This is a genomic window from Legionella sp. 27cVA30, assembly GCF_024160945.1.
Lineage (GTDB): Bacteria > Pseudomonadota > Gammaproteobacteria > Legionellales > Legionellaceae > Legionella_A > Legionella_A septentrionalis.
Genome location: NZ_JAMYXK010000001.1, coordinates 798,647 through 825,352, shown reverse-complemented (window position 1 = coordinate 825,352; position 26,706 = coordinate 798,647). Strand labels below are relative to the sequence as shown.

The following is a 26,706-nucleotide window of genomic DNA, read 5'->3' as shown; positions in this document are numbered from 1 at the left end:
AGATAAAAGGTACAATTTTAAAGTCCCAGTGTTTACAATGGGTAAACGAAAAAAGTGAGATTCCTATGTTGCTACAGGTGAAGACAGCAAGTGGTGTTCATATTGAATATGAACAGCAAAAATTAATCTATGCAAAGGCCATCGAACCCCTTTTAGAGCGTTTGGATTCACAACGCGGTGCATTATTTGCTTCAAGTTTTGAATATCCTGGCCGTTACACTTGTTGGGATATAGGGTTTTATAATCCGCCACTGGCCATTGTTTGTACGGGCCAGGCGATTCAATTCCAGGCATTAAATCAGCGCGGAGAAGTTTTGCTTTCCATGTTCACCGAGATCATGGAGAAAATGGAAAATATAAAAATCACGACGCGAGAAAAAAAGCTGCATCAGTTTGAGGTGACACCCAGTTTAAAAATTTTCAGTGAGGAAGAGCGCAGCCATAAACCTTCGGTTTTTAGTGTGCTGAGAGCATTGCTGGCATTCTTTAAAGAAGATGACGAAGAATATTTAGGTTTGTATGGGGCATTTGGTTATGACCTTATTTTCCAGTTTGAAGAAGTGCTTGTGCAGCAAACCCGCTCTGAGAAACAACGCGACATGATACTTTATTTGCCAGATGAAATTTTTGTTGTGAATCATAGGAAAGAAGAAGCTTTCGTCAGACGTTACGATTTTCAGTTTCAAGGTAAATCGACGCAAGGCTTGCCACGTGAGGGCGACTTTTTTGCTTATGAGGCAAATAGGACACCTGGTAAACCATGTGATCATGAACCTGGGGAATATGCTGCCTTAGTCAATCAGGCTAAAGATAGATTTGCATGCGGTGATTTGTTCGAAGTCGTGCCCAGCCAGACTTTTTACATGCATTGTCCTGCCAAACCTTCTGAAATTTTTAAACGCATGCGGGTAAAAAATCCTTCACCGTATGGTTTTTTTATCAATCTTGGGCAAGCTGAATATTTAGTAGGTGCGTCGCCGGAAATGTACGTGCGTGTACAGGGCAAACGAGTAGAAACCTGTCCGATTTCCGGTACGATTAAGCGAGGTCAGGATGCAATCGAAGATGCATATAACATTCAGTTACTCCTGGATTCCGAAAAAGAAGCGTCTGAACTAACCATGTGTACGGACGTGGATCGCAATGATAAATCACGCATTTGTGAAGCAGGTAGTGTGAAAGTCATCGGGCGCAGACAAATTGAAATGTATTCGCGCCTAATCCATACGGTTGATCATATCGAGGGGAAATTGCGTGAAGGTTTTGATGCCATAGACGCTTTTTTAACCCATATGTGGGTAGTCACGGTGACGGGCGCTCCCAAATTGTGGGCAATGAATTTTATTGAACAACATGAAAAATCACCACGTAGATGGTATGGCGGAGCGGTGGGCTGGTTGAATTTCAATGGTGATATGAATACTGGTTTGGTATTACGTACCATGCGCATTGAAGAAGGTATTGCTGAAATCAGAGTTGGCGCGACTTTATTGTATGATTCTCAACCGGAGGCGGAAGAAGAGGAAACAAGGCTTAAAGCATCGGCTTTTATGGATTTGCTGGAAAATACCGCTGCGTCTAGACCGCAAGACTGGTGCTCTTCGTTGCATGCGGCCGGTAAAAAAGTTCTTTTAGTGGATCATCAAGATTCTTTCGTACACACTTTGGCCAATTACATTCGCCAAACTGGAGCTCTGGTCGTTACTGTGCGTTCTGAGCATGCGCTTAATTATCTTAACAGCAACCAATACGACTTGGTTTTATTGTCGCCTGGTCCTGGAAAGCCTCAAGATTTCAATTTACAGCAAACTATTAAGGCCGTCCTTGAGCGAAATATACCCTTGTTTGGCGTGTGTTTAGGTTTGCAAGGCATTGTTGAATATTTCGGTGGTAAATTGGGAGTATTGGCTTATCCCATGCATGGTAAAGCATCCCTTATCAAAGTGCTGAACGAGGAGGGATTGTTCGCAGGGCTGGGTAAGGAATTTACAGCTGGGCGATACCATTCCCTGTATGCGCAAAAAGATCATATGCCTGATGAGTTGGAAATTACGGCAGTCAGTGAAGATGACGTGGTGATGGCGATTGCTCACCGTGAGTTGCCAATCCAGGCTGTGCAATTTCATCCGGAAACCATTTTGTCTATGCATGAGCAAGCGGGATTGCGGATTATCAATAATTTAATGCAGATGATTTGCAAAAATGCGCACTAAAATTCTTCTCCTTTATGGAGTTGCAATTCTCTTGGGAGCATTTACCGGGTTGCTTGGTTCGTGTTTGCAGCTGACTATTATAAAAGTCAATCAAATATTAGCCTTTGGGTTTTATTATGCCCATGAACAGCAGTGGCCGGCAGGGTTGATTTCCGCATTGATTTCCATGTGCATGGTGTTTGGTGCCTGGCTTTTAGTGAAATGGGTGGCGGCTGAAGCTGCTGGCAGCGGTGTGCAGGAAATTGAAGGGGCTTTGCTGCATGAGCGCGCCATTTTTTGGCGGCGTTTGCTGCCTGTAAAATTTATAGGTGGTGTCTTGGCTATTTCTGCCAAAATGGTGCTTGGACGCGAAGGGCCTATGATCCAGATGGGGGGAAATCTTGGTGAGATGTTAGGCGAATGGTTCAAGATTTCTCGCCGCAGACGCGATACCTTAATTGCTGCAGGGGCCGCTGCAGGTTTAGCCGCCGCGTTCAATGCTCCTCTGGCCGGGGTTTTATTTGTAATAGAAGAAATGCGTAATGAATTTAATTTCTCGTTTACCAATTTTAAAACAGTAGCCATCAGTTGCGTGAGCGCTACGATTGTTTTACATATGATAATCGGTGCTGCCCCTGTTATTCCCATGGACGTTTTCCAGCTCCCCAGTTTAAGTTCCTTATGGCTTTTTTTTATTTTAGGGGTTGTCGTTGGTTTCGCAGGGCTTTTTTTCAATCTAATTTTAATGAAAAGTTTGGGGCTCATCGACCGCTTAAGCATGCGCGTACGCGAAGCTTATGTTCTTCTCACCGGTTTATTGGTGGGCTATTTAGCTTATATTTATCCGGACATCGTCGGGGGAGGGTATGAAATCATTGAGCGCTCCTTAACGATGGAACCGGCATTTGGGGTGTTGCTTTTGCTCTTGGCGGTACGTTTTATTCTCACTGTCTTTTGTTATGGCACTGGAGTACCTGGCGGAATTTTCGCGCCTATGCTTGCTTTGGGGACTTTATTAGGATTAGCCGTATTTTATATTGTTCAATCGCTGATAAGCGATGCCACGGTGCATGCAGGAATGTTTGCTGTGGCTGGAATGGGAGCTTTATTTTCAGCAGCAGTACGGGCCCCTGTCACAGGCATTGTGTTGATTGTCGAACTTACCCAAAATTATCTGCTGATCTTGCCGTTAATGGTTTGTTGCCTGACTTCCACTACCATCGTGCAGTTGGCAAAGAATCCACCAATTTATACACAATTATTGAAGCGCAGTCTAAAAAGACATGTTAATTAATCAAGTTTGGGCAACTCATTTTCATCAAGTGTTTTTATTTTGTTTTCTAGCATGGCAATCTGTGCCTGAAAACGTTGGGAAATAATTTGGGTAATATTGTGGAGAATTTGCGGAAATTCATTGGTAATAGTAAAAAAATGCTCTTTATCAAGCACCAGCAATAAAGCACGATCTTTTGCTATCACCGTAGAGGTGCGCTTGTTTCCTCCAAAAAAAGCCATTTCGCCAAAACATTTAAACGGCTTGAGGCTTGCAAGCAATTCATTATTTTTATAAATCAGTACCTCGCCTTGGACGAGCACATAAAGGCTGTCTCCTTCTTCACCTTCTGTGATGATGACTTGTTCGGGAGCACAGTCCAAAAGCTCACAGGATTGTCCTAGTTCAAACAATACTTCGTCGGGTAAGGACTCGAAAAAGTCTGTTTGCTGTAACGCAATAGTACGTTGTAAAGGATTCATTTCCGTCGCTACTCCAATTAAGTATTTCGACAAGCACTGCATAAGCCAGGGATCATCGATGAATATCGCTTCCCAATCCTCTGTTTTTGGTTCTTGCTTTAAATGGCTGGCATCGGTAAAAGCAGCTTCTATAAGTTTACGCAGAATTAATTTATTTTCATTGGCAATGAGGTATTCAATTGCCTTATCCTGAATATTTTTGTTGGCTCGCGTGACATAATAAGGATTTATTTTGGCAATACTTGCCGAAATGTTTACTGTGTTTTCATGATAAGAAGCATACCAGTATAAAAAACGTTGTTTGGCATAGTAAATGCGATTGTGTAATAAAGGCTTAACGGATTGCAAACTATCCAAACTGAGCAATAATTTGTATTGCTGAATGAGAGACGTCTCAAAATGTAAAGCATCGAGCAAGGAGTTAACGAGTGGTTTGGAAAAAGTAACTTTCAATTTTCGTTCTAACAATTGCATGGCAATGATTGTTCTTAAATAAATATTTTTTTCTTTTAAGAATTCAATAATGAAGGGTTCGACACTTTGATGAGGTAAGGGAACAATGAATGCTTGTGCCGATTCCCTGTATTCATGGGGATTTTTATAATAAAGTGTCATTAATTGCTTCGCCAGAGGAAGCAATTTTTTCATCTCAAAACGCTGATGTAAAATTTTAATTGTATTGCGGTTTAGAAATTTCCCTAAAGCAGGCAACATATCCAATACGTCTTGTGCCGGCAAATTATGAAAAGCAGTAAGGCGTACCAATGGTTCCTTATCCGTTAATAATTTTCCCTTTAAATCATAAAGTCGTCCAGGTCCCAATGCATGCAGCAATTTAGCAGCAATCACCCGATGTTTTGTTTGCGGTGATTTAACCAAGTCTATCATTAAGTCAATTGCGAACAGATAGTCTTTGACATCGCCATTTTTTAACAACATCAGTAAGGCATTTTTTGCAGTGGGATTTTCTTTAAGCCTTGCTTTAGCATCTTTAATAAGAATATCCGAATGAACGTCACTTAAAAGTTTATATAATAATTCCCGTGCCTTTAGGTTTAGTTCAGCATGCCGGTAAAGATCGATTAATTTATTGGCATTTAAACTATCAGATGGATATTGATCTAACACATGAATGACTACATCTTGTATCTCTTTTTTTCTATTATCACTCAAGATCTGATAGAGCAAAGAAGGGGGTGTTGCAAACAATTTAGGAGTGATTAAGGCTATTTCAAGGGGACCTACTGAAGGTTTGTCTAAGGTTGTCAATACTAAATTTTGGATGTACTCCCGCTCTTTTTCATCACGTGTGATAACTGAAAAACCGCTGGTCATGACCATTTCTTTTAATGTCATTGAGTACCGTTTAAAAAGTTCAATAGAAAGTAAAATTCCAAGGAGTGAAAATACAATAAAAAGAAGCGGAAGATAGTTTATAAAAAGGGTCGAATGCGTTGAGATTAGAGCAAAAAATGCTGCAATAATAACAGAAATAGGACCACAATAAGATTTAACAAAGATTTCGCCTTTTATGATGATAACCGGAGGAAAAACATTGACTATATTTTTAAAAATCATGGTAAGCCAACCATAGGAAAAAATAACTCCCAAGCCATTTAATACTGCAATTAGCCAAAGTGAAGGGTAAAGCCAATAAATGGTGCCCATAACTAAAATTAATGACAATATAAATTGCAGAACGTTAGAAAATTTAATCCTTGCAAATACCATTGACGCAAGTAATTGTGTGCCTAATGATATGGTATTGCATACGGATAAAAAGAGAGCAACGAACGTGCCAATTTCCTCTTTATTAAAATTAAGATCCAGTTGCGTTCTGAATAAAAACTCAGCTATTTGGAATATCGTCGTAAAGAGCACTATCAAGAGGACTAATGTCCTAAACAATGGGTAATGCAAAGGGGAGCGAGAGCTAATCTTATTTTTATCCTGCTCGCTTGCATCTGATGCGACGATTCTTACCGTAAAGTCAGAAATAAAAAAAGCCATGACTAAAAATAAAATGAACACAAGAGGCAGCAAAGAGATTGGCAAAAAAGAAGTAATGCCTGCATATAAAAGAGGCGTCATAATGGATGATAATGATGCAGTGACCGTAAAACGATTAAAAATGGCTTTAAACTGCCGGTAATAGAATAACGTTGAAATAAAACTCCACATGATCGCGGCAAGGATACTCGCACAAGCTCTAAAGAGTAGGATGCTTGTAAATGGCGCCCAATACCAAGACGCCTGGTTTAAAAATAGGACTAAAATTAAAATGAAGCCAATGGCCAAGAAACTGGCTTGCACGTATTTTTTTAGATTTTTTGGAGTGTATAGAGAAAAAAGATTCCCAAGCAGGAAAATGGTGATGGCTTCGCCAAGCATCCAGTAAGGAATCCAGGATGTAGGATAAGTGGAGAGAAAAACCGAATAACTAAATACCGTAGCACCAAGAGAAAAAGCAGCAGGAAAAGTGCTTAATATCAAGGACAGGAAAAAATTTTTTTGTAAATCCCTGTCTCCTAAAAGAACTTTGGGAATTAACTTGCTAAACCAGGCTTTCATTTTTTTAAACCTAATTTATCAGTTTAAAATGCGGCTTCCCACGCTAAGCAGGGAGTTTCAGGACGGACGTTTGCCTTTAGCATCTCCCATTTGCAGCGCGAGGGTTAGTGGATAAATGATAAGTTTTTTGAATTGCTATCATTATCCCACTTTGTAATACCAACCATTACGCTGAAATACTGCAACGGTACAGTTCTGGAGTTTGCTGCATGGATTTCATTATGTCCCCTTTATGACTCCACTCCATCGAAATAACTGCTATCCGGATTTGGTCGATTCGACCACACCGCTCCTAATTTCATCTTGGGTGACTTCCTCTGATTTTGCAAGGTCATGCATATTTCAACCCACTGCTTAACGAATTGCTTTTGTATCCAGCGTTTCCGGCTAATGACATGCATGAATTCTTATTTACATAATATCGAGCCTGGTAAACGAAAATAGCCGGGTTGAGTTAGGTAAATACTCGGTGCGGAAGCTAAATACGATCAGACTTTGATACGCTTGTTCTATTTCGCGTGGATACTCGTTATACTCACGAGAGATTAGTAATCCTGACGTTTTAATGGCCAAATTTACTCACCATTCTAAAATTGCATTTCTATTCATTGCACCCCAGTTACTGGTCACCTTGTTATTTTTTATATGGCCAGCATTCGGCGCTATTGTGCAATCCTTGTTTTTAAGTGACCCCTTTGATTTGCATACGCAATTTGCCGGATTGGAAAATTATATTGATTTATTCCTAAATCCAGATTATGGAAAAGCGATAGGGGTTACAGCGGTTTTAGCCATCGCCATTACTGCTTTGACGATGTGCTTTGGATTAGGTCTTGCCGTGTTGGTAAATGGCAGACGCAGGAGCCAATCCCTTTATAAGTCCCTGTTGCTATGGCCATACGCGGTTGCTCCTGCCGTTGCGGCTATTTTATGGCGTTTTTTGTTTCATCCGGCTCTTGGCTGGCTGCCTGGCCTGGCGGGCCGGTGGGGTATTGATTTTAATTACATGATTCATCCATCCCAAGCGTTAATTGTAATTATTATTGCCGCTTCCTGGCAGCAATTTAGTTATAATTTTTTATTTTTTTTTGCAGCCCTAAAGCTTGTTCCGAATTCTTTGATAGAAGCTGCAATTATTGATGGCGCCTCTTCCTGGCGGCGATTCTGGCAAATTATTTTCCCTTTACTGGCACCTACGACTTTTTTCCTATTTGTCATGAACCTGGCATACGCCTTTTTTGATACTTTTGGCATGATTCAAGTCATTACGAATGGCGGTCCGCAATCCAGTACCACGACATTAATTTATAAAGTGTATGAAGATGGATTTATTGGCATGGATCCCGGCAGTTCTTCTGCCCAATCCGTAGTGCTCATGCTGATTGTTTTGGGACTTACCCTCCTGCAATTTCGCTATCTTGAAAAAAAAATTTACTATCAATGACTCAAACAACGATTATTACTCAGCAAATGAAACAATGGAAAACATCATGAACGAGATGCTAAACGTAAGCTCTGAGGCTAAGGCTGTTTTCCACGAAAAAGCTGCGTACAAAAAAGGCATCATGATTCAGCAGTTGCGCACGTGGTGTTTACGCGCCATCCCCCATGGTTTACTTTGGCTATTCATCCTATTTTTGTTTTTACCGCTTTATTTGGCTCTCATCGCCGCAAGCCATGATGCATCTGCGCTGATGCAGGCGCCACTGCCAAGTTTCCCCGGGAAAATGCTGTGGCAGAACATGAAAGTGGTCTGCATGCATGGAATAACCGCCACGGGAGGAGAGCCAATAGCCAATATGCTATGGAATAGTTTTTTTATGGCTGTATTAATTGCCGTTGGCAAAATAACACTTGCATTGTTTTCTGCTTTTGCCCTGGTTTATTTTGATTTTCCCTACAAAAAAATGTGTTTCTCTTTGATATTATTGACGATGATGTTGCCGGTTGAAGTAAGAATTGTACCCACGTTTCAAGTGGTTGCTTCAATGGGGTGGTTAAATTCGTTTGCCGGCCTTACCTTGCCGCTTATTGCATCTGCAACTGCTACCTTTCTTTTTCAACAATTCTTCAAAACAGTACCCAAAGAATTAGTGGATGCAGCAAAGATAGATGGTGCAGGGCCCGTGCGTTTTTTTATTGACGTTTTATTGCCGTTATCACGCTCTCATATCGCAGCCATGTTTATTATCATGTTTGTGTATGGATGGAACCAGTATTTATGGCCTCTTATCATTACCACAGAGCCGAAGATGGCCACCATTGTCATGGGGATTCATTATTTAGCTGGAGTTGCCGATCAAGTGCCTCAATGGCATTACATTATGACGGTAGCATTAATTGCATTATTACCTCCCTGTCTCGTTGTCATTATACTACAACGTTGGTTTGAAAAAGGATTAAGACAATAATGGCTGCAGTAAATATGATAGCGGTTAATAAATTTTGTGATGGTCACAAAATTTTAAACAATATTAATTTGAATATAGAAAAAGGTGAATTCGTAGCAGTGGTGGGCCCATCGGGTAGTGGGAAATCGACTCTGTTAAGATTAGTGGCCGGCCTTGATTCGGTAAGCCAAGGTAGTATTCTCATTGATGATCAATGTGTGAATAAAATTCCTCCGGCGCAACGAAATATGGCCATGGTTTTTCAAAATTATGCTCTTTACCCGCATATGACTGTGTTTGATAATATGGCATATGGTTTAAAAATGCGCGGCATAAAAAAGCAAGTTATCAAAGAACGCGTGGAAGAAGTCAGTAATTTGCTGCAGTTAGATGATTATCTACAGCGTAAACCTGCTTCGCTTTCGGGTGGACAGCGGCAACGTGTGGCCATGGGCCGGGCGATTGTGCGTTCACCGGCAGTGTTTTTATTTGATGAACCTTTATCAAATCTTGATGCAAAATTACGCACGGAAATGCGACATGAAATAAAAAAACTCCATAACAAACTTAACACGACTTGTTTGTATGTAACTCATGATCAAACGGAAGCAATGACGCTGGCCAACCGCATTGTGATGTTAAATAAGGGTTGCATCGAACAAGTTGGCACGCCTATGGAACTTTATCTGCGCCCGGCAACTGAATTTGTGGCAAGCTTTATCGGCCATTATCCAATGAATTTTTTGTCGGGTAGTATTGAGCTTACAAGCAATAAGATTAAGACGGCTCTTGGTATTGAGCTACCGCTGCCGAATTGTCTTAAAGCCAGATCTTCAGGGGATAAGGTGGTAGTTGGCATCAGGCCAGAACATATTTTGCCAGCGGTAGAGCCAGCTTCCAATAGCATAGAAGCCACAGTGGATTTTATTGATGATATGGGCTCTGATAAGATTCTGCATTTATTCAGTGTAACCGGGAATATAAAGTTTTTAGTTCGCGTATTTGCAGATACGCATTTAGCATATGAAAAATTAAATTTTCAACTTGATCTAGCCAAAGCAAATATTTTTTGTCAGGAGACCGGGATTCGGTTAGGAGGATGGAATGATTAAGGGAAAGGGAAAGCTGCGCGCGCTGGATGCTCCTGTTTACCGATATTGGCAAGCTGTTTATTTATCTTTTTATTCATATCGCCTGTATGTTGATGTATTTAAGCGGTGGCGTGGTTATGGGATTTTATATTTGCTATTTTTGCTTACCTTGACGACGATTCCTTTGGCATTGCGAATGATCGTTGAATTTAATACCTTTTTTAACGAGCAAGTGCTTTTTCCATTACAAGAATTGCCACCTCTTTATGTGCAGGATGGAAAAATTTCGCTGGATAAACCTACGCCATACTTCATTAAAAATAAGGGGGGTGAGGTGGTAGCCATTGTTGATACTACAGGCTCCATCACCTCGATAAAAAATAAACAGTATCCTCACTTAACGATGCTCATCACCAGCAATCAAATTCACTTCCGCCCGCCCGTGCCGCAATTATTTTTTAGCCAGCAAATTCCTGGGACATTAAAAGAAGACTCCGTATATACTCAAACATTAACCAACAATACCAATGAAATTTTCGTTGCCAAAAAATGGGTGCAAGCAAGTGGGATTTTAAACATGAAGTTATTGGCGGATGCTTTAATTTATCCAATGTTGCTGGGTTTTTTTATTTCACTTTACTTAGTCCTCATGCTCATTTTGGGTTTTTTAGGACAAGTTTTTGCCTCTACCCTATTCGGATTGAAGCTTCGCTTTAAAGATTCTACACGTTTATTTGCTGTGTCCGTGACGCCCCAGGTTATTTTTTCCACTCTGTTATTAATCGCTAAAATTAGTTTTGCTGCTTCAGGCTTGGTTAATATGATATTAGTGGCAGTTTATTACAGTTATGCAGTGGCATCCGTAAAACGTGAGCATACGAAAATGGTTCTCTCATGAAAGAACAAGTGCATTTTGCCCATGGCAACGGGTTCCCTTCGCCTTGCTACCGTCAATTTCTCCTCCACTTACAGGAGCGATTCACTTGCTTTTTTATCGACAGAATTGGCCATTCTCCAGATTTTCCTGTCACAGAAAACTGGCATTATTTGGTTGATGAAGTGGTTGCGAGCATCAAACAGCAAGCGTCCTCGCCGGTTATTGCTATCGGACATTCTTTAGGCGGCGTGCTGAGTTTTCTTGCAGCTATTGAGCAACCTGACTTATTTAAAGCTGTTATTTTACTCGATTCACCGATTATCGGGCGATTAAAATCCAATATTTTAAGATTTTCCAAAAAACTGGGCATTATTGATCATATCACCCCTGCATTTCGCACCCGCGGCAGGCGGCAATATTGGCCCACTCGTGAACAAGCTTTGCATTATTTAAAAAGCCGGAAACTTTTTAAAACATTTCACGATGCATGCCTGCAGGATTATATTGATTATGGCATGCAAAAAGATGAACATGGTTATTCGCTGCGTTTTAATCGTCACATCGAATATCAAATTTATCGCACCATTCCGCATATATTGCATGAACATGAAGGAAAGTTAAAATTACCTGCAGCTTTAATTTATGGCAGTAAAAGTAATGTTATCGATAAGTTTGATTTGCGTTATATGAAAAAACATTATGGCATAATCAATTTTGAGATCTCCGGCACCCACATGTTTCCCATGGAGCATCCCAAGGAAGCTGCGGACTTAGTCTTGCGTGCAATAGATACTATAGTTAAATAAAAAGGAAGTCGTTTAAAATTTTTGTTAGTTAAAATCTGCATCGTATTAATTGGAATATTTGCAAAAGGAGAAAGACCGTGATGACTGCTCTGATGGTTCTTATTGTTTTAAGTTTGTGTTTTACCTTATTTATCCAGCAGGCTTCCATTGCGGTTTGGACAATAAGTTTTACTGTATTTGCCCTTCTACTTCTTAAGTATGCTTCTTTAGGAATTATTGCCAAGACCGGGATTTGTCTGTTATTTGCTCTCTTTTTAATCGGTTCTATAAAGCCCTTGCGTAAAAACTTATTATCCAGTTTCTTATTTCGTGCCGTAAGCCGAGTCATTCCTTCCATGTCTAAAACCGAACGGGAAGCTCTGGAAGCTGGAACAGTTGGCTGGGAGGGTGACTTATTCAGCGGCTCTCCTGATTTTGAAAAATTACGCTCTTCATTAGGAGTATCTCTTAGTGAAGAAGAGCAGGTTTTTATGAATGGGCCGGTAAACGCATTGTGCCGTATGATAGATGATTGGGATATAACGCATAACCGTGCCGATTTGCCGCCTGAAATGTGGGAATTTATTAAAAAACAAGGCTTTTTAGGGATGATTATTCCCAAACGTTATGGCGGATTGGGTTTTTCCGCCACAGCGCAAACGGCGGTATTGAGCAAGCTTTATGGGCGCTCGATCACCGTTGCTTCCACTATTGCGGTACCCAATTCATTAGGGCCTGGTGAGTTGTTGCTAAAATACGGGACAGAAGAGCAAAAAGAATATTATTTACCACGCCTTGCTGATGGTCGGGAAATTCCCTGTTTTGCATTGACCGGTCCGAATGCTGGCTCGGATGCTGCTTCCATCCCGGATAAAGGCGTGGTATGCAAGGAAACAATAAACGGTAAAGAAGTTTTGGGAATACGCTTAAATTGGGACAAGCGCTACATAACTTTATGTCCGGTTGCTACCCTGATTGGTTTAGCTTTTCGTTTGTTTGATCCCGATAACTTGTTGGGCAAAGGGTATGATGTGGGCATCAGCTGTGCTTTAATTCCCGAAAACACGCCGGGAGTTACGAAAGGCAGACGGCATTTTCCGTTGAACATCGTTTTTCAAAATGGACCTACACAAGGGAAAAATGTATTTATCCCGGTCGATTATTTAATTGGCGGTGCAAAAATGGCAGGGCAAGGCTGGCGGATGTTAATGGAATGTCTGAGTGCAGGACGTGCTATCTCCTTGCCATCAAGCGCTGCCGGCGCTACGCAAGCAGCAGCTCTGGCTTGTGGTGCTTATGCGAGAATACGCAAACAATTTAATCAACCTATTTCCAAGTTCGAGGGGATAGAAGAAGTGTTGGCGAGGATTGCCGGCAATACTTATTTGATTGATGCCGCATTGAGTATGACGGTTGCCGCCATTGATCATGGCGCAAAATCAGGGGTTGCCGGTGCTATTTTAAAATACCATACCACAGAGCGGGCTCGGCAAATTGGCTGCGATGCCATGGATATTCATGGTGGCAAGGGTATCTGCCTGGGGCCTAATAACTATTTGGGCCGTGGTTATCAGGGCGCACCGATTAGCATTACTGTTGAAGGGGCAAATATTTTAACGCGCAGTTTGATTATATTTGGTCAGGGCGCTGTACGTTGCCATCCTTATGTGTTCAAAGAAATGGAAAGCATCCGCACTAAGGATTTAAGTGCATTTGATGATGCCATTTGGGGGCATGCAGGCTTTATTTTTGCGAATTTCAGTAAATCCCTATTATTCAATTTTACCGATGGCCATTTTACACGGGCACCCACCGGTACAACAAAACGCTATTATCAATTAATCCACCGCTACAGTAGCAACCTGGCATTTTTGGCTGATTTTTCCTTATTGGTTTTGGGGGGAGCGCTCAAGCGCAAGGAAAGAGTTTCAGCGCGATTGGGAGATGTGCTCAGCTATTTGTATTTGGCATCCGGGGTTTTACAGCGTTTTTATTTGGATGGTGAGCCAAAAGAAGACTTGGTTTTAGTGGATTGGTGCTGTCAGCATTTGTTTTACGAATGCGAGCAAGCCATTAATGGGGTCATAGCAAACTTTCCCGCACGCTGGAGTCGTATCTTCTTAAAATGCATGGTGCAGCCTTTCGGTGGCAGACGTAGCAAGCCTGCTGATGCACTTGAGAAGCAGTTAGCTCATTTACTAACCACCTCTAATCCAGCTCGCACGCGGCTTACCCGCACTGTATTTTCCGAACCGATTGAAAATTGCCCTTTAGGAAGACTGGAAGAAGCATTCCACAAAATAGGTGCCGTCGCGGGCTTGGAAAAGAAAATTTCCTCAGCCATCCGCGAAGGCAAGCTCCATTCTTTAACATTGCTTGAGCAAATTGAAGAAGCAAAAGCATTGGGCATCCTTTCTCCTGATGAAGTCAAAGAATTAAAAAATGCTGAATTGGCGCGTCAACAAATCATTGCCGTGGATGATTTCGATAACAGCGAGTTGAGGCATGAACCGAAAAAGGAAGAGGTAAAGAAAAAGAAAATACGCGATAAAGATGATTTAACCTTTGAGCCGGTATAAGTTTCAGGTTACCGGTAAAACGGTAACCTGAAGCAGACGTTGAGCCTATATCCTCACTGCTAAAATCCTTTTAGTGTTTTAAGGTAGGCGTAGGAGACGATTCTCTAATTACCAGTTCATCTTTGGCGGCTGTTTTTTCCACAGGTTTATCGCCAATTTCCTGAACTTGCTCCAGCATGGCTTGGCCATGAGACTTCCAGAAAGCAAATGTACCTTTCGTGACTTTTGAATAAATTCCCAGGGTGACAATATTAAGTATCGTTTCTAAAAAGCGATCTTCAGCTGGTAAGCCGCGATGTTTTTTCAAAATATCTGCGTAAGTCTCACCACTCCCATATCGTTTAGAACGAAGCGCCAGCATATCATTGATTTTTTCCTCTGCGCCTTTGCTGGAATTTAATGCTTGCTCCATCTCCGTTACTATTCTGTATTTTCGCAGACCTTCATAAAGGGCTGGATGCTTTTCTTGCACAACGGCAGCGTTAACATCCTCTCCAGTTATGCCGTATTTTTTCGTAGTGGGTGTATCAGCCCAGTAAATGGAATGGCCGTTACTGAATGGTCCCTTTAGTAATGCAGCAGTCAAGGATGTAGATGGTTGTTTATACGCTGCCAGCACGTCTTCTGGCAATTCCTTGGCAAGTTTCTCGATGCTTGCTTCCAAGTGTGCTTTATAATCATCACAAGCCGATTTTAATAATTCGACTTTACGCTCGATGGAAATGGCTTTGGACATGTGCTTCACCTCAAATTATTTCTTACTATCCATTATAAAAAATAATTATTAAGGCAATATGATGTATATTTTTACTGAGTGTGATTTTTATGATAAAAAAGGATAAGCCGAGGTCACTAAAAAGCCCTAAAGAACAATATTAAGACAAAATGAAGATTATTCCGATAAAGCTTCATCCGGCATCGTTACATTAAGTTCCAAAACGGCGCTATCGCCCATGCGCTCCAAATTGACACTCACTTTGTCACGGCTTATTGGAATGTATTTCGCAATGACTGCGAGGATTTCCTCCTGCAGTTTGGGTAAATAATCGGGCGTATTACGCTGGGAGCGCTCATGAGAAATGATGATTTGTAATCGTTCTTTCGCAACTTTTGCCGTACTGGTGCGTTTACGTAAATAATTAAAAATACTCATGCTGGAACATCCTCCTTGTGTTTGCCAAACAAGCGCCGTAATAATCCTTTACGTTCGTTGCTGATAAAGCGCATGGGTCTTTCTTCACCAAGAAATCGGGCAATTGCATCTTTGTAAGCAAGCCCGGCATCGCTATTTTCATCCAAAATAACTGGTGTACCTGTGTTGGAAGCTTTTAATACGGCTTTGGATTCCGGGATAATACCAATTAAAGGGATAGCTAAAATTTCCTTTACGTCCTGAACCGACAACATATCGCCTTTTTCAACCCGCTCGGCGTCATAGCGGGTGAGTAAGAGATGCTCTTGGACGCCTTGCCCTTCTTTCGCCCGCTTGGTTTTGCTGGCAAGAATGCCCAAAATTCGATCGGAGTCGCGCACCGAGGAAACTTCGGGGTTGGTGACCACAATGGCGTGATCGGCATAATACATTGCCATTAATGCGCCTGTTTCAATGCCGGCCGGAGAATCGCACACAATATAATCAAAATCCTTGGCTAATTCAGTCAAAACTTTTTCCACACCTTCAAGCGTCAAGGCGTCTTTATCCCGTGTTTGTGAAGCGGGTAAAATGTAGAGTTCAGGAATGCGCTTGTCTTTTATGAGCGCTTGTTTCAAGGTAGCATCACCGTTAATGACGTTTACGAAATCATAAACCACGCGACGCTCACAACCCATGATGAGATCAAGATTGCGCAGCCCAATGTCAAAGTCAATCACGACCGTTTTATGTCCGCGCAGTGCAAGACCGGATGAAATTGCCGCAGAAGAAGTAGTTTTACCTACGCCGCCTTTGCCTGATGTAATAACGATAATTTTAGCCAACGCTGAACCCTTCCTGTTAGTTGACAAAATGGTACAAAAAATATGCCTCCAGTTTACACATACTTGTTTGTTTTATTCAACTGTTTATTGTATTAAATTATTCCAAAGCTCATTCCTGTATTGGCTAAGGGACGATTAGCTTTTGTGACTGGATATTCTTCTTAAAATATTCCTCGGCTATGCGTGCTGTTTGCGGCAATGCAGGATGCCGTATGATCAGCGAAACTCACGAAATATAATTATCTTTTTACTCGTCTTATATTTATTGCCCGCGACAAAGATTGTATAATGTCTGGTTAATTTTAATTAACAGGAGGTGGTATGCCACTTTCCATTATTCAACAAGCGTTGACTTTTGATGACGTTTTATTAGTTCCTGCTCATTCCACCATTCTTCCTAAAGAAGTTTCTTTAAAAACACGTCTAACAAGAGAAATTGAATTAAACATGCCTTTAATCTCTGCTGCAATGGATACCGTTACAGAATCCAGGTTGGCAATTGCCATGGCGCAAGAAGGGGGGATTGGTATCATCCATAAAAACATGAATATTCACGCGCAGGCGGAAGAAGTAAGGCGTGTTAAGAAATTTGAAAGTGGCATGGTAAAAGATCCCATTTCGGTGCCGCCCTCGCTTACTGTGCAGGAATTATTGGATGTCATGGCAAAACATAATTTTTCCGGTGTACCTGTCGTTGAAGGAGAACGATTGGTCGGTATTGTCACCAGCCGGGACATTCGTTTTGAGACGAATTTATCTTTGCCGGTATCTGCGGTGATGACGCCAAAAGAGCGCCTGGTTACCGTAAAAGAAGGGGCAAGTCGTGAGGAAATCCGCAGCCTCTTGCACAAACATCGGCTGGAAAAGTTACTGGTGGTGAATGATGCATTTTGTCTGCGCGGTTTGATCACGGTTAAAGATATCCAGAAGGCTAAAGAAAATCCCTTCGCTTGTAAGGACAGCTCGGAGCAATTGCGAGTTGGGGCAGCAGTAGGCGTAGGCGAAGGAACAGATGAACGCGTGGCGGCATTAGTAGATGCTGGCGTAGACGTTATCGTAGTCGATACGGCACATGGCCATTCTCAAGGCGTATTGGACAGGGTGAAATGGATTAAAAAGAACTTTCCTGATGTGCAAATTATCGGTGGAAACATTGCCACGGCAACGGCAGGCATGGACTTGGTCGCTGCAGGTGCTGATGCAGTAAAAGTTGGCATTGGCCCTGGCTCTATTTGCACCACCCGCATCGTAACCGGCGTTGGGGTGCCGCAAATCACAGCCATTGCAAATGTTGCTGCGGGCCTCAAGGGACAGGTTCCAGTCATTGCCGATGGCGGCATCCGTTTTTCCGGCGATATATGTAAAGCATTGGCAGTCGGTGCAAATACGGTCATGCTAGGGGGGATGTTTGCTGGTACGGAAGAGTCGCCTGGGGAAATTGAATTGTACCAAGGCCGCACTTATAAAGGGTATCGTGGTATGGGTTCCATCGGTGCAATGGCACAAGCGCAAGGTTCAAGCGATCGTTATTTTCAAGATGCTGCGCAAGGAGCTGAAAAATTAGTGCCGGAAGGCATAGAAGGCCGCGTGCCGTATAAAGGACCAGTGCAAACCATCATCCATCAAATGCTTGGAGGATTACGTTCCTGTATGGGATATACCGGGTGCAAAACCATTAAGGAAATGCATGAAAAAGTGGAATTTGTGCGTGTGACTAATGCTGGCATGCGCGAGTCGCATGTTCACGATGTCAGTATCACTAAGCAAGCCCCCAATTATCAGGTTGATTCCTAAGCTCACGTTAAGAGAATACACCCTTTATTTAAGAAAGTTTTAATATGAAAAATATCAAACAAAAACCCATTATTATTCTCGACTTTGGTTCGCAGTATACCCAGTTAATCGGCCGTCGCATTCGCGAAATGGGCGTTTATTGTGAAATTCACCCGTTTGACGTGGAGGAGAGCGTTTTGCAGGCATTAGCTCCCTGCGGAGTCATTTTGTCAGGCGGGCCCTCTACTGTGATTCACGACGCCAATCCGCGCGCGCCATCCTGGATCTTTGCGGCTGGTATTCCGCTTTTGGGTATTTGTTATGGCATGCAAACCATGGCTGTACAGTTGGGAGGGCAAGTTGAATCTTCCGCTATTCGAGAATTTGGTTACGCTGAGTTAAGGTTACATGGCCATAGCCGGTTGCTGAGCCATATTGAAGACAGTGCAACAGCCGAAGGCGCTGCTCTTTTGGATGTATGGATGAGCCATGGCGATAAGGTCACCGTGCTGCCTCCAGGGTTTAAAGTCATTTGCGAAACCCGAAATGCTCCCATAGCCGGCATGGCGCATGAAACGCGTCCCTGGTTTGGATTGCAGTTTCACCCGGAAGTTACGCACACATTGCAAGGTACACGTATCTTACAAAGGTTTGTAATTGACATTTGCCAGGCACAAACGAACTGGACTTCGGATCATATTATTGAACAGGCAATTGCCAAAATCAGGCAGCAAGTGGGCGATGATCATGTGTTGCTCGCTTTGTCCGGTGGTGTCGATTCTTCGGTGGTTGCCGCTTTGTTGCATCGAGCGCTTGGCGAGCAATTGACTTGTGTTTTTGTGGATACGGGATTATTACGCCTCAATGAAGCCGAGCAAGTCATGACCATGTTTGGCCAACACATGGGCATTAAAATCATAGCGGTAAATGCTGAGGAAAAATTCCTAAAAGCCCTGCAGGGGGTTACTTGTCCCGAAACCAAGAGAAAAATTATCGGGCGAACGTTTATTGACGTGTTTGAGCAAGAAGCCAAGCGGTTTGATAAGATAAGCTGGCTCGCGCAGGGAACCATCTACCCCGATGTAATTGAATCTGCTGCGACGCACATAAAAGGTGGAGCCGAAGTGATTAAATCGCATCATAATGTCGGCGGGTTGCCTGAAGTGATGAATTTAAAGTTACTGGAACCCATCCGGGAGTTATTTAAGGATGAAGTGCGCAAAATAGGTTTGGAACTTGGATTGCCTTATGAAATGGTTTATCGGCATCCATTTCCTGGCCCTGGTTTGGGTGTTCGCATTTTGGGCGAAGTTAAAAAAGACTATGCGGATATTTTACGGCAGGCAGATGCTATATTTCTCGACGAATTACGGGCTGCGGGCTTATACCATGAAGTAAGCCAGGCTTTTGCCGTTTTTTTACCGGTACGCAGCGTAGGTGTCATGGGAGATGGTCGCCGTTATGATTTTGTTATTTGTTTACGTGCAGTGAAAACGATTGATTTCATGACAGCGGAATGGGCTGAATTACCCTGGAATTTTTTAGCGCATGTTTCCAATCGTATTATTAATGAAGTAGCTGGAGTTTCCAGAGTGACTTATGATATTTCCGGGAAACCGCCGGCTACCATTGAGTGGGAATAATGGTAAAAGATGATATTTTTTGGATGCGGCAAGCGTTGCAATTGGCACAAAAAGCAAAGGAGCAGGGGGAGATTCCCGTAGGCGCTGTGTTGGTCAGCAGGGATGGCGAATTGTTAGGGGAAGGTTGGAATCAAGTTCTACAAACCCAGGATCCTTGCGCTCATGCAGAGCTTATGGCCATCCGTACAGCAGCAAGCTGCCTGCAAAACTATCGTTTACTAGATTGCACTCTATACGTTACTCTGGAACCCTGTTGCATGTGTGCAGGCGCTATGGTGCATGCGCGCATTAAGCGCCTGGCATTTGCCACCCGCGATTTAAAAGCAGGAGCGGCTGGTTCTGTCTTTAATCTCCTGCATGGGTATCCATTAAACCATAGGGTGCAAATTGATGAGGGTTTTTTACAAAAAGAATGCGCTGATTTGCTGAGTAATTTTTTTGAAGCACGCCGATGATTCACATGTTGCTTATTTCCACAATAAGCTTGTGGCGAAGTGTGTTTTGTTCTTCCTGGGTTAACAGCATCCCAAGAGGATTCGTTATTGAAAACATGTCTTCCACTCGCTCCCCGGCAGTCGCAATTTTAGCGCTGTGCAAGTGAATTTTTTCCCGCAGAAACACATGGCTGATTCTTGCCAGCAAGCCAGGTTTATCCGCAGTGATTAGAAACAGGCACGTGAGGTTGTTTTCTTCATCTTCGGTAAAGGTAATTTGAGGTTTTAATTTAAAATGCGCCTGGATTCTTGAGATCCGCCGTTGGGAAATATTGGGAAGATGTTTAGCATGCAATTGCTTGGTTAGATCGTGCTGGACTTGCACTGTTTTTTGCTCATCGAGGAATGCTTGATCATTTTCATTCAAAATAATGTAGGTATCTAAATCAAATTGATTGTCGCAAGTTAAAATGGTTGCTTCCTGAATGGTGAGATGATGATTGTTAAGTACTGTAGTGGTCACGGTGAAGCGTTCATCACGATGCGGCATGTAGATGAATACTTCCGTCCCTCCCTGGCTGTGATGCGGCATGATCATGACTAATGGAAATTGTTCGCAAGTTAAGATAGCTTTTGTGTGCCTTGCAATCACTTCAGAAGATTCGTGTAAAAAATATTTGCTTTTAAAAAATTGCCATAATTGATTTACCTTTTCTTTCTGAATAGGTTCTGCCGATAAAATAGTTAATGCTTCTTTTTGGCGCGAAGCAACTAAAGCTGCTTCATCCAGTAAAGTTTTTTTCTGCTGCATGGCTTGCTTTGTATTGAAATATAATTCTTTTAGCAATGAATCCTTCCATGCGTTCCACAATCCCGGGTTTGTCCCGCAAATATCTGCCACGGTTAACAGATAAAGATAATCAAGATAATGTTCTTCAGGAAATTGTTTGCAAAATTGTTGAATGGTTTTTGGGTCATAAATATCTTTGCGTTGGGCAGTATGTGACATTAAAAGATGGTTGCAAACCAGCCATATCAAAAGCTCTTTGTCCGCTTTACTTAATCCATGCAGTTCCGAAAACTTTTTTGCTTCTTCGGCAGCCAAGAGAGAATGATCTCCACCGCGTCCTTTTGCAATATCATGAAAAAGGGCGGCAAGATAAATTATATTGCGCATGGGCAGCTGCGACATAAGCTGATTGCATAAAGGGAATTGCCGTGCATAGTTTGATTCTAAAAACCGCCCCAGATTGCGGATAACGAATAAAGTATGCTGATCCACCGTAAAAACATGGAAAAGATCATATTGCATCTGACCGGTGACCATGGCAAACGCTTCAAGATAGTAATCCAGTACACCATAGCGGCTCATAAGCTGTAGAGCATTGTAAGGATTATTTTCAGTTTGAAAGATTTCAAGAAATATTTTTTTTACAATTGTGGATGCACAAAATCGTCTATCAATTAAATAAAGATGTTGCCTAATCAGGCGCACGGTACTGGCCCGAATACCGTCAATGTCAGGAGTTTTGGCAATCCACAAGAAAATTTCTAAAAGCGTGTATGGTTTTTGCGCAAACAGCTTGGCATGCTTTATTTCGATGTAATCATTGGCTAGCTGGAAGGACTCATTTAAAGGAATGAGTTTTTGCTTCTGGTGGTAAACAATGGTTTCTGCAAACCATTGCTGCAGCATTTCGTTTAATTCACGGCTACGCTTGAGTATTTTAAAATAAGCTTTCATAAATTGTTCAATGGCGAGGGATTCGGCATTATCTTGATAATTAAACAAAGCAGCCAATTTGATTTGATGATCAAATAGCAGGCGATCTTCTTTTTTTTGCGCGATTAAATGCAAAGCGAAGCGAATGCGCCACAAAAAATGCTGGCAATGCATCAGCTCTTCATATTCTTTCGAAGTAATAAACCCGTAGTGGATACCATCTGAGAAGTGTTTGACAGCAAAGTGGCGCTTGCTGATATGAGCCAAAACTTGGATGTCGCGTAATCCGCCAGGCCCGTTTTTGACATTCGGTTCAAGGTTGTAGGCGGTTTCTCCGTATTTGGCATAACGCTGCCCCTGTTCTTTTTGTTTGGCGAAAAAAAAATCTTCGCTTCGCCACATGTGCAGGGGATGAGTCTTGTATGTTAATTCTTCCATTAAAGCGCTGCGCCCAAACAGCAAGCGCATATCGAGAATGCTTGAAATAACACTCAAATCCTCGTTGGCCAATTCAGCGCAAGCAGCCACCGTTGTAATTTGGTGACTCACTTCAAGTCCTGTATCCCAACAATCCTGGATGAATAATTGGGCTCGTTGTATGAGAGCTTGATCCGTCGGCTCCTCATGCAACAATAACAAATCAATATCCGAGTAAAGTTGCAACTCACGCCGACCATAACTTCCTAAAGCTAATAAACAAATCGCATTGTTTTGCCCAAGTTCATGCTTATGGAAGAGAATTCCCAATAATTCATCAATCCCTGTAACCAGCTTTTGCGTAAGTGAAACAATGTTTGTTTTTTGCAAAAACTCTTGCCGCAACTCTTCCTTGAATTGCTTAAGGCGCTGCTTTAAGGAAAGTTTATCGTTCTTCGTTCCGTAAAGTGAGGATTTCAACTCCATGTTCAGTCACCAGTAAAGTATGTTCCCATTGTGCTGAAAGGCTGTGATCTTTCGTGACAACCGTCCAATTATCAGGCAGCAGGCGAGTTTGATATTTACCGGCATTAATCATCGGTTCGATGGTAAAAGTCATGCCTGGGCGCAATACTTCCCCGGTTCCTGGCGTCCCGTAGTGCAAGACTTGCGGGTCTTCATGAAAAATACGGCCAATCCCGTGGCCACAATATTCACGTACGACTGAGCAGCGGTTTTTTTCCGCATGCTGCTGAATCGCATGTCCGATATCTCCCAAGCGAACCCCAGGCTTTACCAGGTCAATGCCAATAAAAAGACATTCATGGGCGATTTTAACCACATGCGCTGCTTTGATGGAAGGGGTGCCAACCAAGAACATTTTGCTGGTATCGCCATGATAGCCATCTTTAATGACGGTGATATCAATATTAATGATATCACCGTTTTTTAATGCTCTTTTGCCGGGAATGCCATGGCAGACAACATGATTGATCGATGTACAAATGGATTTGGGAAAACCATTATAATTTAAAGGGGCAGGGATCGCTTTTTGTTCATTTACAATATAATCATGGCAAATGGAATTCAATTCATCCGTAGTAATACCTTCCTGCACGTGCGGGCCAATCATCTCCAATACTTCGCCCGCCAGGCGTCCAGCCACCCGCATTTTTTCAATTTCATCCGCTGTTTTAATTGTTACTGCCATAGTTAAATCCGCAAAAACTTAAATAATAACATAATGAAAGGAACAGCAGAATCTTACTTTGCCAGCTTATTCTCATGGTTAAAGCAAGTAAAGAGCAATTCGGCGAGTCTAAGGCAATCAGTGGTTTGGCCAGTAGTGCAAGAGCGGCCCAAAGATATTTAAAATAGAGTTATGTTGTGCCCCCACGCAGGCACGTATGAAATATCTTTGTCGATTCTGCCCAAATATTTAACTATTGCACGTAAATTGCTATAATTAAGCTATTAAAAACTCTGGAAATGCTCATGAGACAATATTATGAAAAATGGTTCATTCGTTTTTTAAGATGGCCGAAGGAGAAGCTTTTTGGTTTGGATTATCATTATTGGGCTTACGGAGATTCCTATGCTGTTGAAAAGCGTGAGCCGATAGACAATTTTTTTTATAAAATCCCTCTGTTTTTTTTGTATTTACTTTTTAATCCGATTGCTTTTATTGTTGAAAAAATTAATCATTTATTGTTTCCTTTCCAGGTCCTTAATCCCCAACAGCAAGCGTTGGTGGAACATAATAATGTCATAGCAGATAACCAGAATGATAAATTGGAAGAATTTCATGGGGCCGAGGAAGAATTATTCTTTGAAGTTATAAAATTACAAAGTAAATTTACTTGTGAGGAAGATTGGAAAGAACCGAAGTTGCTTAATGAATTTAATTCATTGTTTACAAAGTCAGCTCATAATTTTCTCTATTTCATCCATGCCGTTAAAGATGCAGTTAAAAAAGACGGCATGCAAGATGTGGCTTATAGTTTGTTGTGTTCTACTCATCGCCAGAATCAAAATTTAGGACACGAAGGCGCTTTTTCTGCATTCGTGGAGCTTTATCATTTTGCCAGGAGTAAATCTTTTTTTCCGAATTTACGCAGGCAAAATACAGAGCTTCACTCTGCTCTGCCTAGCCAGCAGTTACCCCCGACAGCTGTCCGCTATGATGAGTACTGGGTACTTGAAAAACACCCTGAGTTTATGCAAGAGGGAACGCTGCAAAATAGCTGGCGGTTAATGTTTAACACTTGTGTGGAATTATTTGAAAAAGAAATCAAACCTCATGGCGAAATCATAAACATGATGATTGGCACACAGGGTGAAGCAGTTAAAAACCGGTTTTTTCGCTGGTTATGTAAAGATGAACCGGTAAATTCAAATCGTGAATCCCCTTTCGTGCCATACCCCCCTAACTGTGATAGATATCCATGTTTTGATAATCCTTCCTATATTCTGGGCAACATGGAACGCGGATCTACTCCAGAATTTAAAGCCAAAGTGAAGGCATTTCATCAGAGTCCTGCATCTTTTTTTAGTTCTGGCCACACTTTCTTCTCTGTTTCTCAGGTTAAAAAGGTGGATGCCGAACCAGAAGCAAGCCACAGCATGAGCCCTAACTGATAGCTTAGGGAGAGTAGATGGATGCTGGTTTTATTCCAACGGCAACTTTGCTTGCTAAATTGATGCTGGAGAAGTGTCGCAGTGGTGTGAAATTTTGGCAATATATACTGATGGTAATCAAAAAACACGTAGAGGCAGAATCCTGCCTCTACGCTAAACAGATGGATTAATCGTCGTGAGAATCATCATCCATTTCTTGGGATTTCTCTTGTTCCCACTTGTCCATCATGGCAGCAAATTTTGCTTTTTGTTGAGCATCTAAAACATTGTAAATTTGATTTTTCATCATGATCTTAGCTTTCATTTTAGAAGCCATTAATTCTTTTTTCTGGTTAATCAATTGATCAAGCTTTGCTTCATCCATTTTTTCTGAACGAACAAGCTCTTTCATTTGTTTCTTCAGGGACATCATTTCTTCGCGCTTGGCTTGCATATTGGATTTTGCATTATCTTTAATTTCCTTGATTTTGGTTTGCTGCTCGGGCGTCAGGTTAAGCTCTTGCATCATCTTTTTCATATGCATGCACGTGCAGTGACCATCACCTTTGTTAGCAAAAGTAACCGGGCTAAATGCCAATGAAAGGGCAAGCAATGGCAATAAAATAATTTGTTTCATCATGTTTATCTTCCTTAGGTTGATTATTTATTCTTTATAAAATTATCTCTTTGCACGGCAATTACAAAGAGTAAACCGTGACGCACTTAGTATAGACATAATTCCAGATTTGCCAAGATATAAGGCTGGTACAGATAAGTGATGAAGAGGTAATAAGCCATCATTGCAAGAACTTATAGGTCATGTAAATGACTTGTCTTCAATATAAATTGCTGCCACCCGTTGATTGTGCTATGATTCCCGCGCTTTAACTACACACACGCTTCGTCACATGCGATAGGGTCCTGAGGATTTGCTTTAGCAAAGTCTTGCGGGTGTCGTATGGGAAGTGTGGAGGCCTAACCCTGGAGAATATAAATGTCTGTAAGTATGCGTGAATTATTGGAAGCAGGTGCACATTTTGGTCACCGTACCCGGTTTTGGAACCCTAAAATGTCTGAGTACATTTTTGGCTCCCGCAATAAAATCCACATCATCAATTTAGAAAAAACCATGCCCATGTTAAACGATGCGCTTAATTACATTGGTCGTTTAGCTGCTAACAAGGCAAAAATTTTATTTGTGGGCACCAAAAGAGCTGCTCAAGAAAGCATCCGCGAACAAGCTAGACGTTGTGGCATGCCTTATGTTGATCATCGTTGGCTGGGTGGCATGTTAACCAACTACAAAACAGTTCGCCAATCTATTTTCCGTTTGAAAGAATTGAAGAAAATGCGTGATGATGGTGCGTTTAATCACATGATTAAAAAAGAAGCGTTGATGTTGACTCGTGAACTGGAAAAACTTGAGCGCAGCCTTGGTGGTATAGAAGACATGGGCGGCTTACCAGATGCCTTGTTTGTAGTGGATGTCGGTTTTGAGCATATTGCTGTAGAAGAAGCCCGTCGGCTGAAAATCCCCGTTATTGGTATTGTAGATACCAACAATGATCCAGACAATGTGGATTACGTCATTCCGGGTAACGACGATTCCATGCGTGCAGTTGATATCTATGTTCGCTGCGTTGCGGATGCCATCATTGATGCGCAAAGGGGCAATACAGTAGGTAACATGTCAGCGGATGCAGAATTTGTTGAAGTTCCTACTGAAAAGGAAGGAAAAGAATAATTCTTTCCTACGGCATTAGTGAGCATAATTTGCTTATGCTCACTAATGTACATAGTCTAATTTTTATTATCCCTGTTCATTTAGACTACTAGTTTAAACTGATAACGAAATACTGTAGCCGGCAACCTTATTAGGGGTG

Annotated in this window: 21 protein-coding genes; 14 read left to right on the top strand and 7 right to left on the bottom strand. The window is 41.9% G+C overall.

The features are described from left to right. Positions 1-65 precede the first annotated feature (65 nt). Together NKV53_RS03695 and clcA are read left to right on the top strand one after the other, a co-directional pair. Positions 66-2,213 carry an anthranilate synthase component I gene (locus NKV53_RS03695; RefSeq protein WP_253350703.1) on the top strand — a complete coding sequence of 716 codons (2,148 nt, stop codon included), beginning with the start codon at positions 66-68 and terminating at the stop codon, positions 2,211-2,213. Then, positions 2,203-3,486 (top strand): H(+)/Cl(-) exchange transporter ClcA, encoded by a 1,284-nt coding sequence (gene clcA, locus NKV53_RS03690; protein WP_126953554.1) that lies wholly within the window; start codon positions 2,203-2,205, stop codon positions 3,484-3,486. The genes NKV53_RS03695 and clcA overlap by 11 nt, the downstream gene beginning before the upstream one ends. Here the strand turns inward: clcA and NKV53_RS03685 are convergent. Then, complete coding sequence (locus tag NKV53_RS03685; protein WP_253350702.1) at positions 3,483-6,518, bottom strand: cyclic nucleotide-binding domain-containing protein; 3,036 nt, start codon at positions 6,516-6,518, stop codon at positions 3,483-3,485. The genes clcA and NKV53_RS03685 overlap by 4 nt on opposite strands. A 565-nt stretch (positions 6,519-7,083) precedes the next feature. Here NKV53_RS03685 and NKV53_RS03680 point away from each other — a divergent pair. From NKV53_RS03680 to NKV53_RS03655, 6 genes are all read left to right on the top strand, one after another. After that, complete coding sequence (locus NKV53_RS03680; RefSeq protein ID WP_126953556.1) at positions 7,084-7,962, top strand: ABC transporter permease subunit; 879 nt, start codon at positions 7,084-7,086, stop codon at positions 7,960-7,962. A gap of 121 nt (positions 7,963-8,083) precedes the next feature. Further along, positions 8,084-8,929 (top strand): sn-glycerol-3-phosphate ABC transporter permease UgpE, encoded by an 846-nt coding sequence (gene ugpE / locus NKV53_RS03675; protein ID WP_126953575.1) that lies wholly within the window; start codon positions 8,084-8,086, stop codon positions 8,927-8,929. Continuing rightward, complete coding sequence (locus tag NKV53_RS03670; protein ID WP_126953557.1) at positions 8,929-10,020, top strand: ABC transporter ATP-binding protein; 1,092 nt, start codon at positions 8,929-8,931, stop codon at positions 10,018-10,020. The genes ugpE and NKV53_RS03670 overlap by 1 nt, the downstream gene beginning before the upstream one ends. Next, on the top strand, positions 10,013-10,897 hold the full coding sequence (locus NKV53_RS03665; RefSeq protein ID WP_126953558.1) for a DUF1189 family protein: 885 nt from the start codon (positions 10,013-10,015) through the stop codon (positions 10,895-10,897). Before NKV53_RS03670 ends, NKV53_RS03665 begins: the two co-directional genes overlap by 8 nt. Next, positions 10,894-11,682: an alpha/beta fold hydrolase gene (locus NKV53_RS03660; protein WP_126953559.1), complete on the top strand. Its 789-nt coding sequence runs from the start codon at positions 10,894-10,896 to the stop codon at positions 11,680-11,682. The genes NKV53_RS03665 and NKV53_RS03660 overlap by 4 nt, the downstream gene beginning before the upstream one ends. A gap of 77 nt (positions 11,683-11,759) precedes the next feature. Continuing rightward, on the top strand, positions 11,760-14,240 hold the full coding sequence (locus tag NKV53_RS03655) for an acyl-CoA dehydrogenase (protein ID WP_371923156.1): 2,481 nt from the start codon (positions 11,760-11,762) through the stop codon (positions 14,238-14,240). A gap of 70 nt (positions 14,241-14,310) precedes the next feature. Here the strand turns inward: NKV53_RS03655 and NKV53_RS11935 are convergent, their stop codons facing one another. From NKV53_RS11935 to minD, 3 genes are all read right to left on the bottom strand, one after another. Continuing rightward, positions 14,311-14,976: a hypothetical protein gene (locus NKV53_RS11935; RefSeq protein WP_305884781.1), complete on the bottom strand. Its 666-nt coding sequence runs from the start codon at positions 14,974-14,976 to the stop codon at positions 14,311-14,313. Positions 14,977-15,132: 156 nt separating this feature from the next. Continuing rightward, positions 15,133-15,393 (bottom strand): cell division topological specificity factor MinE, encoded by a 261-nt coding sequence (gene minE / locus NKV53_RS03645; RefSeq protein WP_126953562.1) that lies wholly within the window; start codon positions 15,391-15,393, stop codon positions 15,133-15,135. Further along, entirely contained in the window at positions 15,390-16,217 is an 828-nt protein-coding gene (minD, locus tag NKV53_RS03640) for a septum site-determining protein MinD (RefSeq protein WP_126953563.1), read from the bottom strand. Before minD ends, minE begins: the two co-directional genes overlap by 4 nt. Positions 16,218-16,538: 321 nt before the next feature. Here minD and guaB point away from each other — a divergent pair, with 321 nt between their 5' ends. Genes guaB through tadA form a run of 3 tightly spaced genes read left to right on the top strand, consistent with a single transcriptional unit; the run spans position 16,539 to position 20,088 of the window. After that, the gene (guaB, locus tag NKV53_RS03635) at positions 16,539-18,011 is read left to right on the top strand and encodes an IMP dehydrogenase (protein WP_126953564.1); all 1,473 of its coding nucleotides are present in this window, start codon (positions 16,539-16,541) and stop codon (positions 18,009-18,011) included. A 44-nt stretch (positions 18,012-18,055) separates the two neighbouring features. Further along, complete coding sequence (gene guaA / locus NKV53_RS03630; protein ID WP_253350701.1) at positions 18,056-19,633, top strand: glutamine-hydrolyzing GMP synthase; 1,578 nt, start codon at positions 18,056-18,058, stop codon at positions 19,631-19,633. Continuing rightward, on the top strand, positions 19,633-20,088 hold the full coding sequence (gene tadA / locus NKV53_RS03625; protein WP_126953566.1) for a tRNA adenosine(34) deaminase TadA: 456 nt from the start codon (positions 19,633-19,635) through the stop codon (positions 20,086-20,088). The genes guaA and tadA overlap by 1 nt, the downstream gene beginning before the upstream one ends. 1 nt (position 20,089) lies before the next feature. Here the strand turns inward: tadA and glnD are convergent, their stop codons facing one another. Next, positions 20,090-22,693: a [protein-PII] uridylyltransferase gene (gene glnD, locus NKV53_RS03620; RefSeq protein WP_253350699.1), complete on the bottom strand. Its 2,604-nt coding sequence runs from the start codon at positions 22,691-22,693 to the stop codon at positions 20,090-20,092. Continuing rightward, positions 22,653-23,417 carry a type I methionyl aminopeptidase gene (gene map / locus NKV53_RS03615; RefSeq protein ID WP_126953568.1) on the bottom strand — a complete coding sequence of 255 codons (765 nt, stop codon included), beginning with the start codon at positions 23,415-23,417 and terminating at the stop codon, positions 22,653-22,655. Before map ends, glnD begins: the two co-directional genes overlap by 41 nt. A gap of 284 nt (positions 23,418-23,701) precedes the next feature. Between map and NKV53_RS03610 the strand changes: the two genes are divergently transcribed. Both NKV53_RS03610 and NKV53_RS03605 read left to right on the top strand, forming a co-directional pair. Beyond that, positions 23,702-24,844 (top strand): hypothetical protein, encoded by a 1,143-nt coding sequence (locus tag NKV53_RS03610; RefSeq protein ID WP_253350697.1) that lies wholly within the window; start codon positions 23,702-23,704, stop codon positions 24,842-24,844. 17 nt (positions 24,845-24,861) lie between these two features. Continuing rightward, a complete protein-coding gene (locus tag NKV53_RS03605; RefSeq protein ID WP_158614988.1) occupies positions 24,862-25,014 on the top strand; it encodes a hypothetical protein in 153 nt (50 codons plus the stop codon). Here the strand turns inward: NKV53_RS03605 and NKV53_RS03600 are convergent. Beyond that, on the bottom strand, positions 25,011-25,463 hold the full coding sequence (locus NKV53_RS03600; RefSeq protein ID WP_126954308.1) for a Spy/CpxP family protein refolding chaperone: 453 nt from the start codon (positions 25,461-25,463) through the stop codon (positions 25,011-25,013). The two genes, NKV53_RS03605 and NKV53_RS03600, sit on opposite strands and share 4 nt — an antisense overlap. Positions 25,464-25,817: 354 nt before the next feature. On the opposite strand from NKV53_RS03600, the gene rpsB reads away from it, so the two are divergent. Then, positions 25,818-26,567 (top strand): 30S ribosomal protein S2, encoded by a 750-nt coding sequence (gene rpsB / locus NKV53_RS03595; protein ID WP_126954309.1) that lies wholly within the window; start codon positions 25,818-25,820, stop codon positions 26,565-26,567. Positions 26,568-26,706 lie beyond the last annotated feature (139 nt).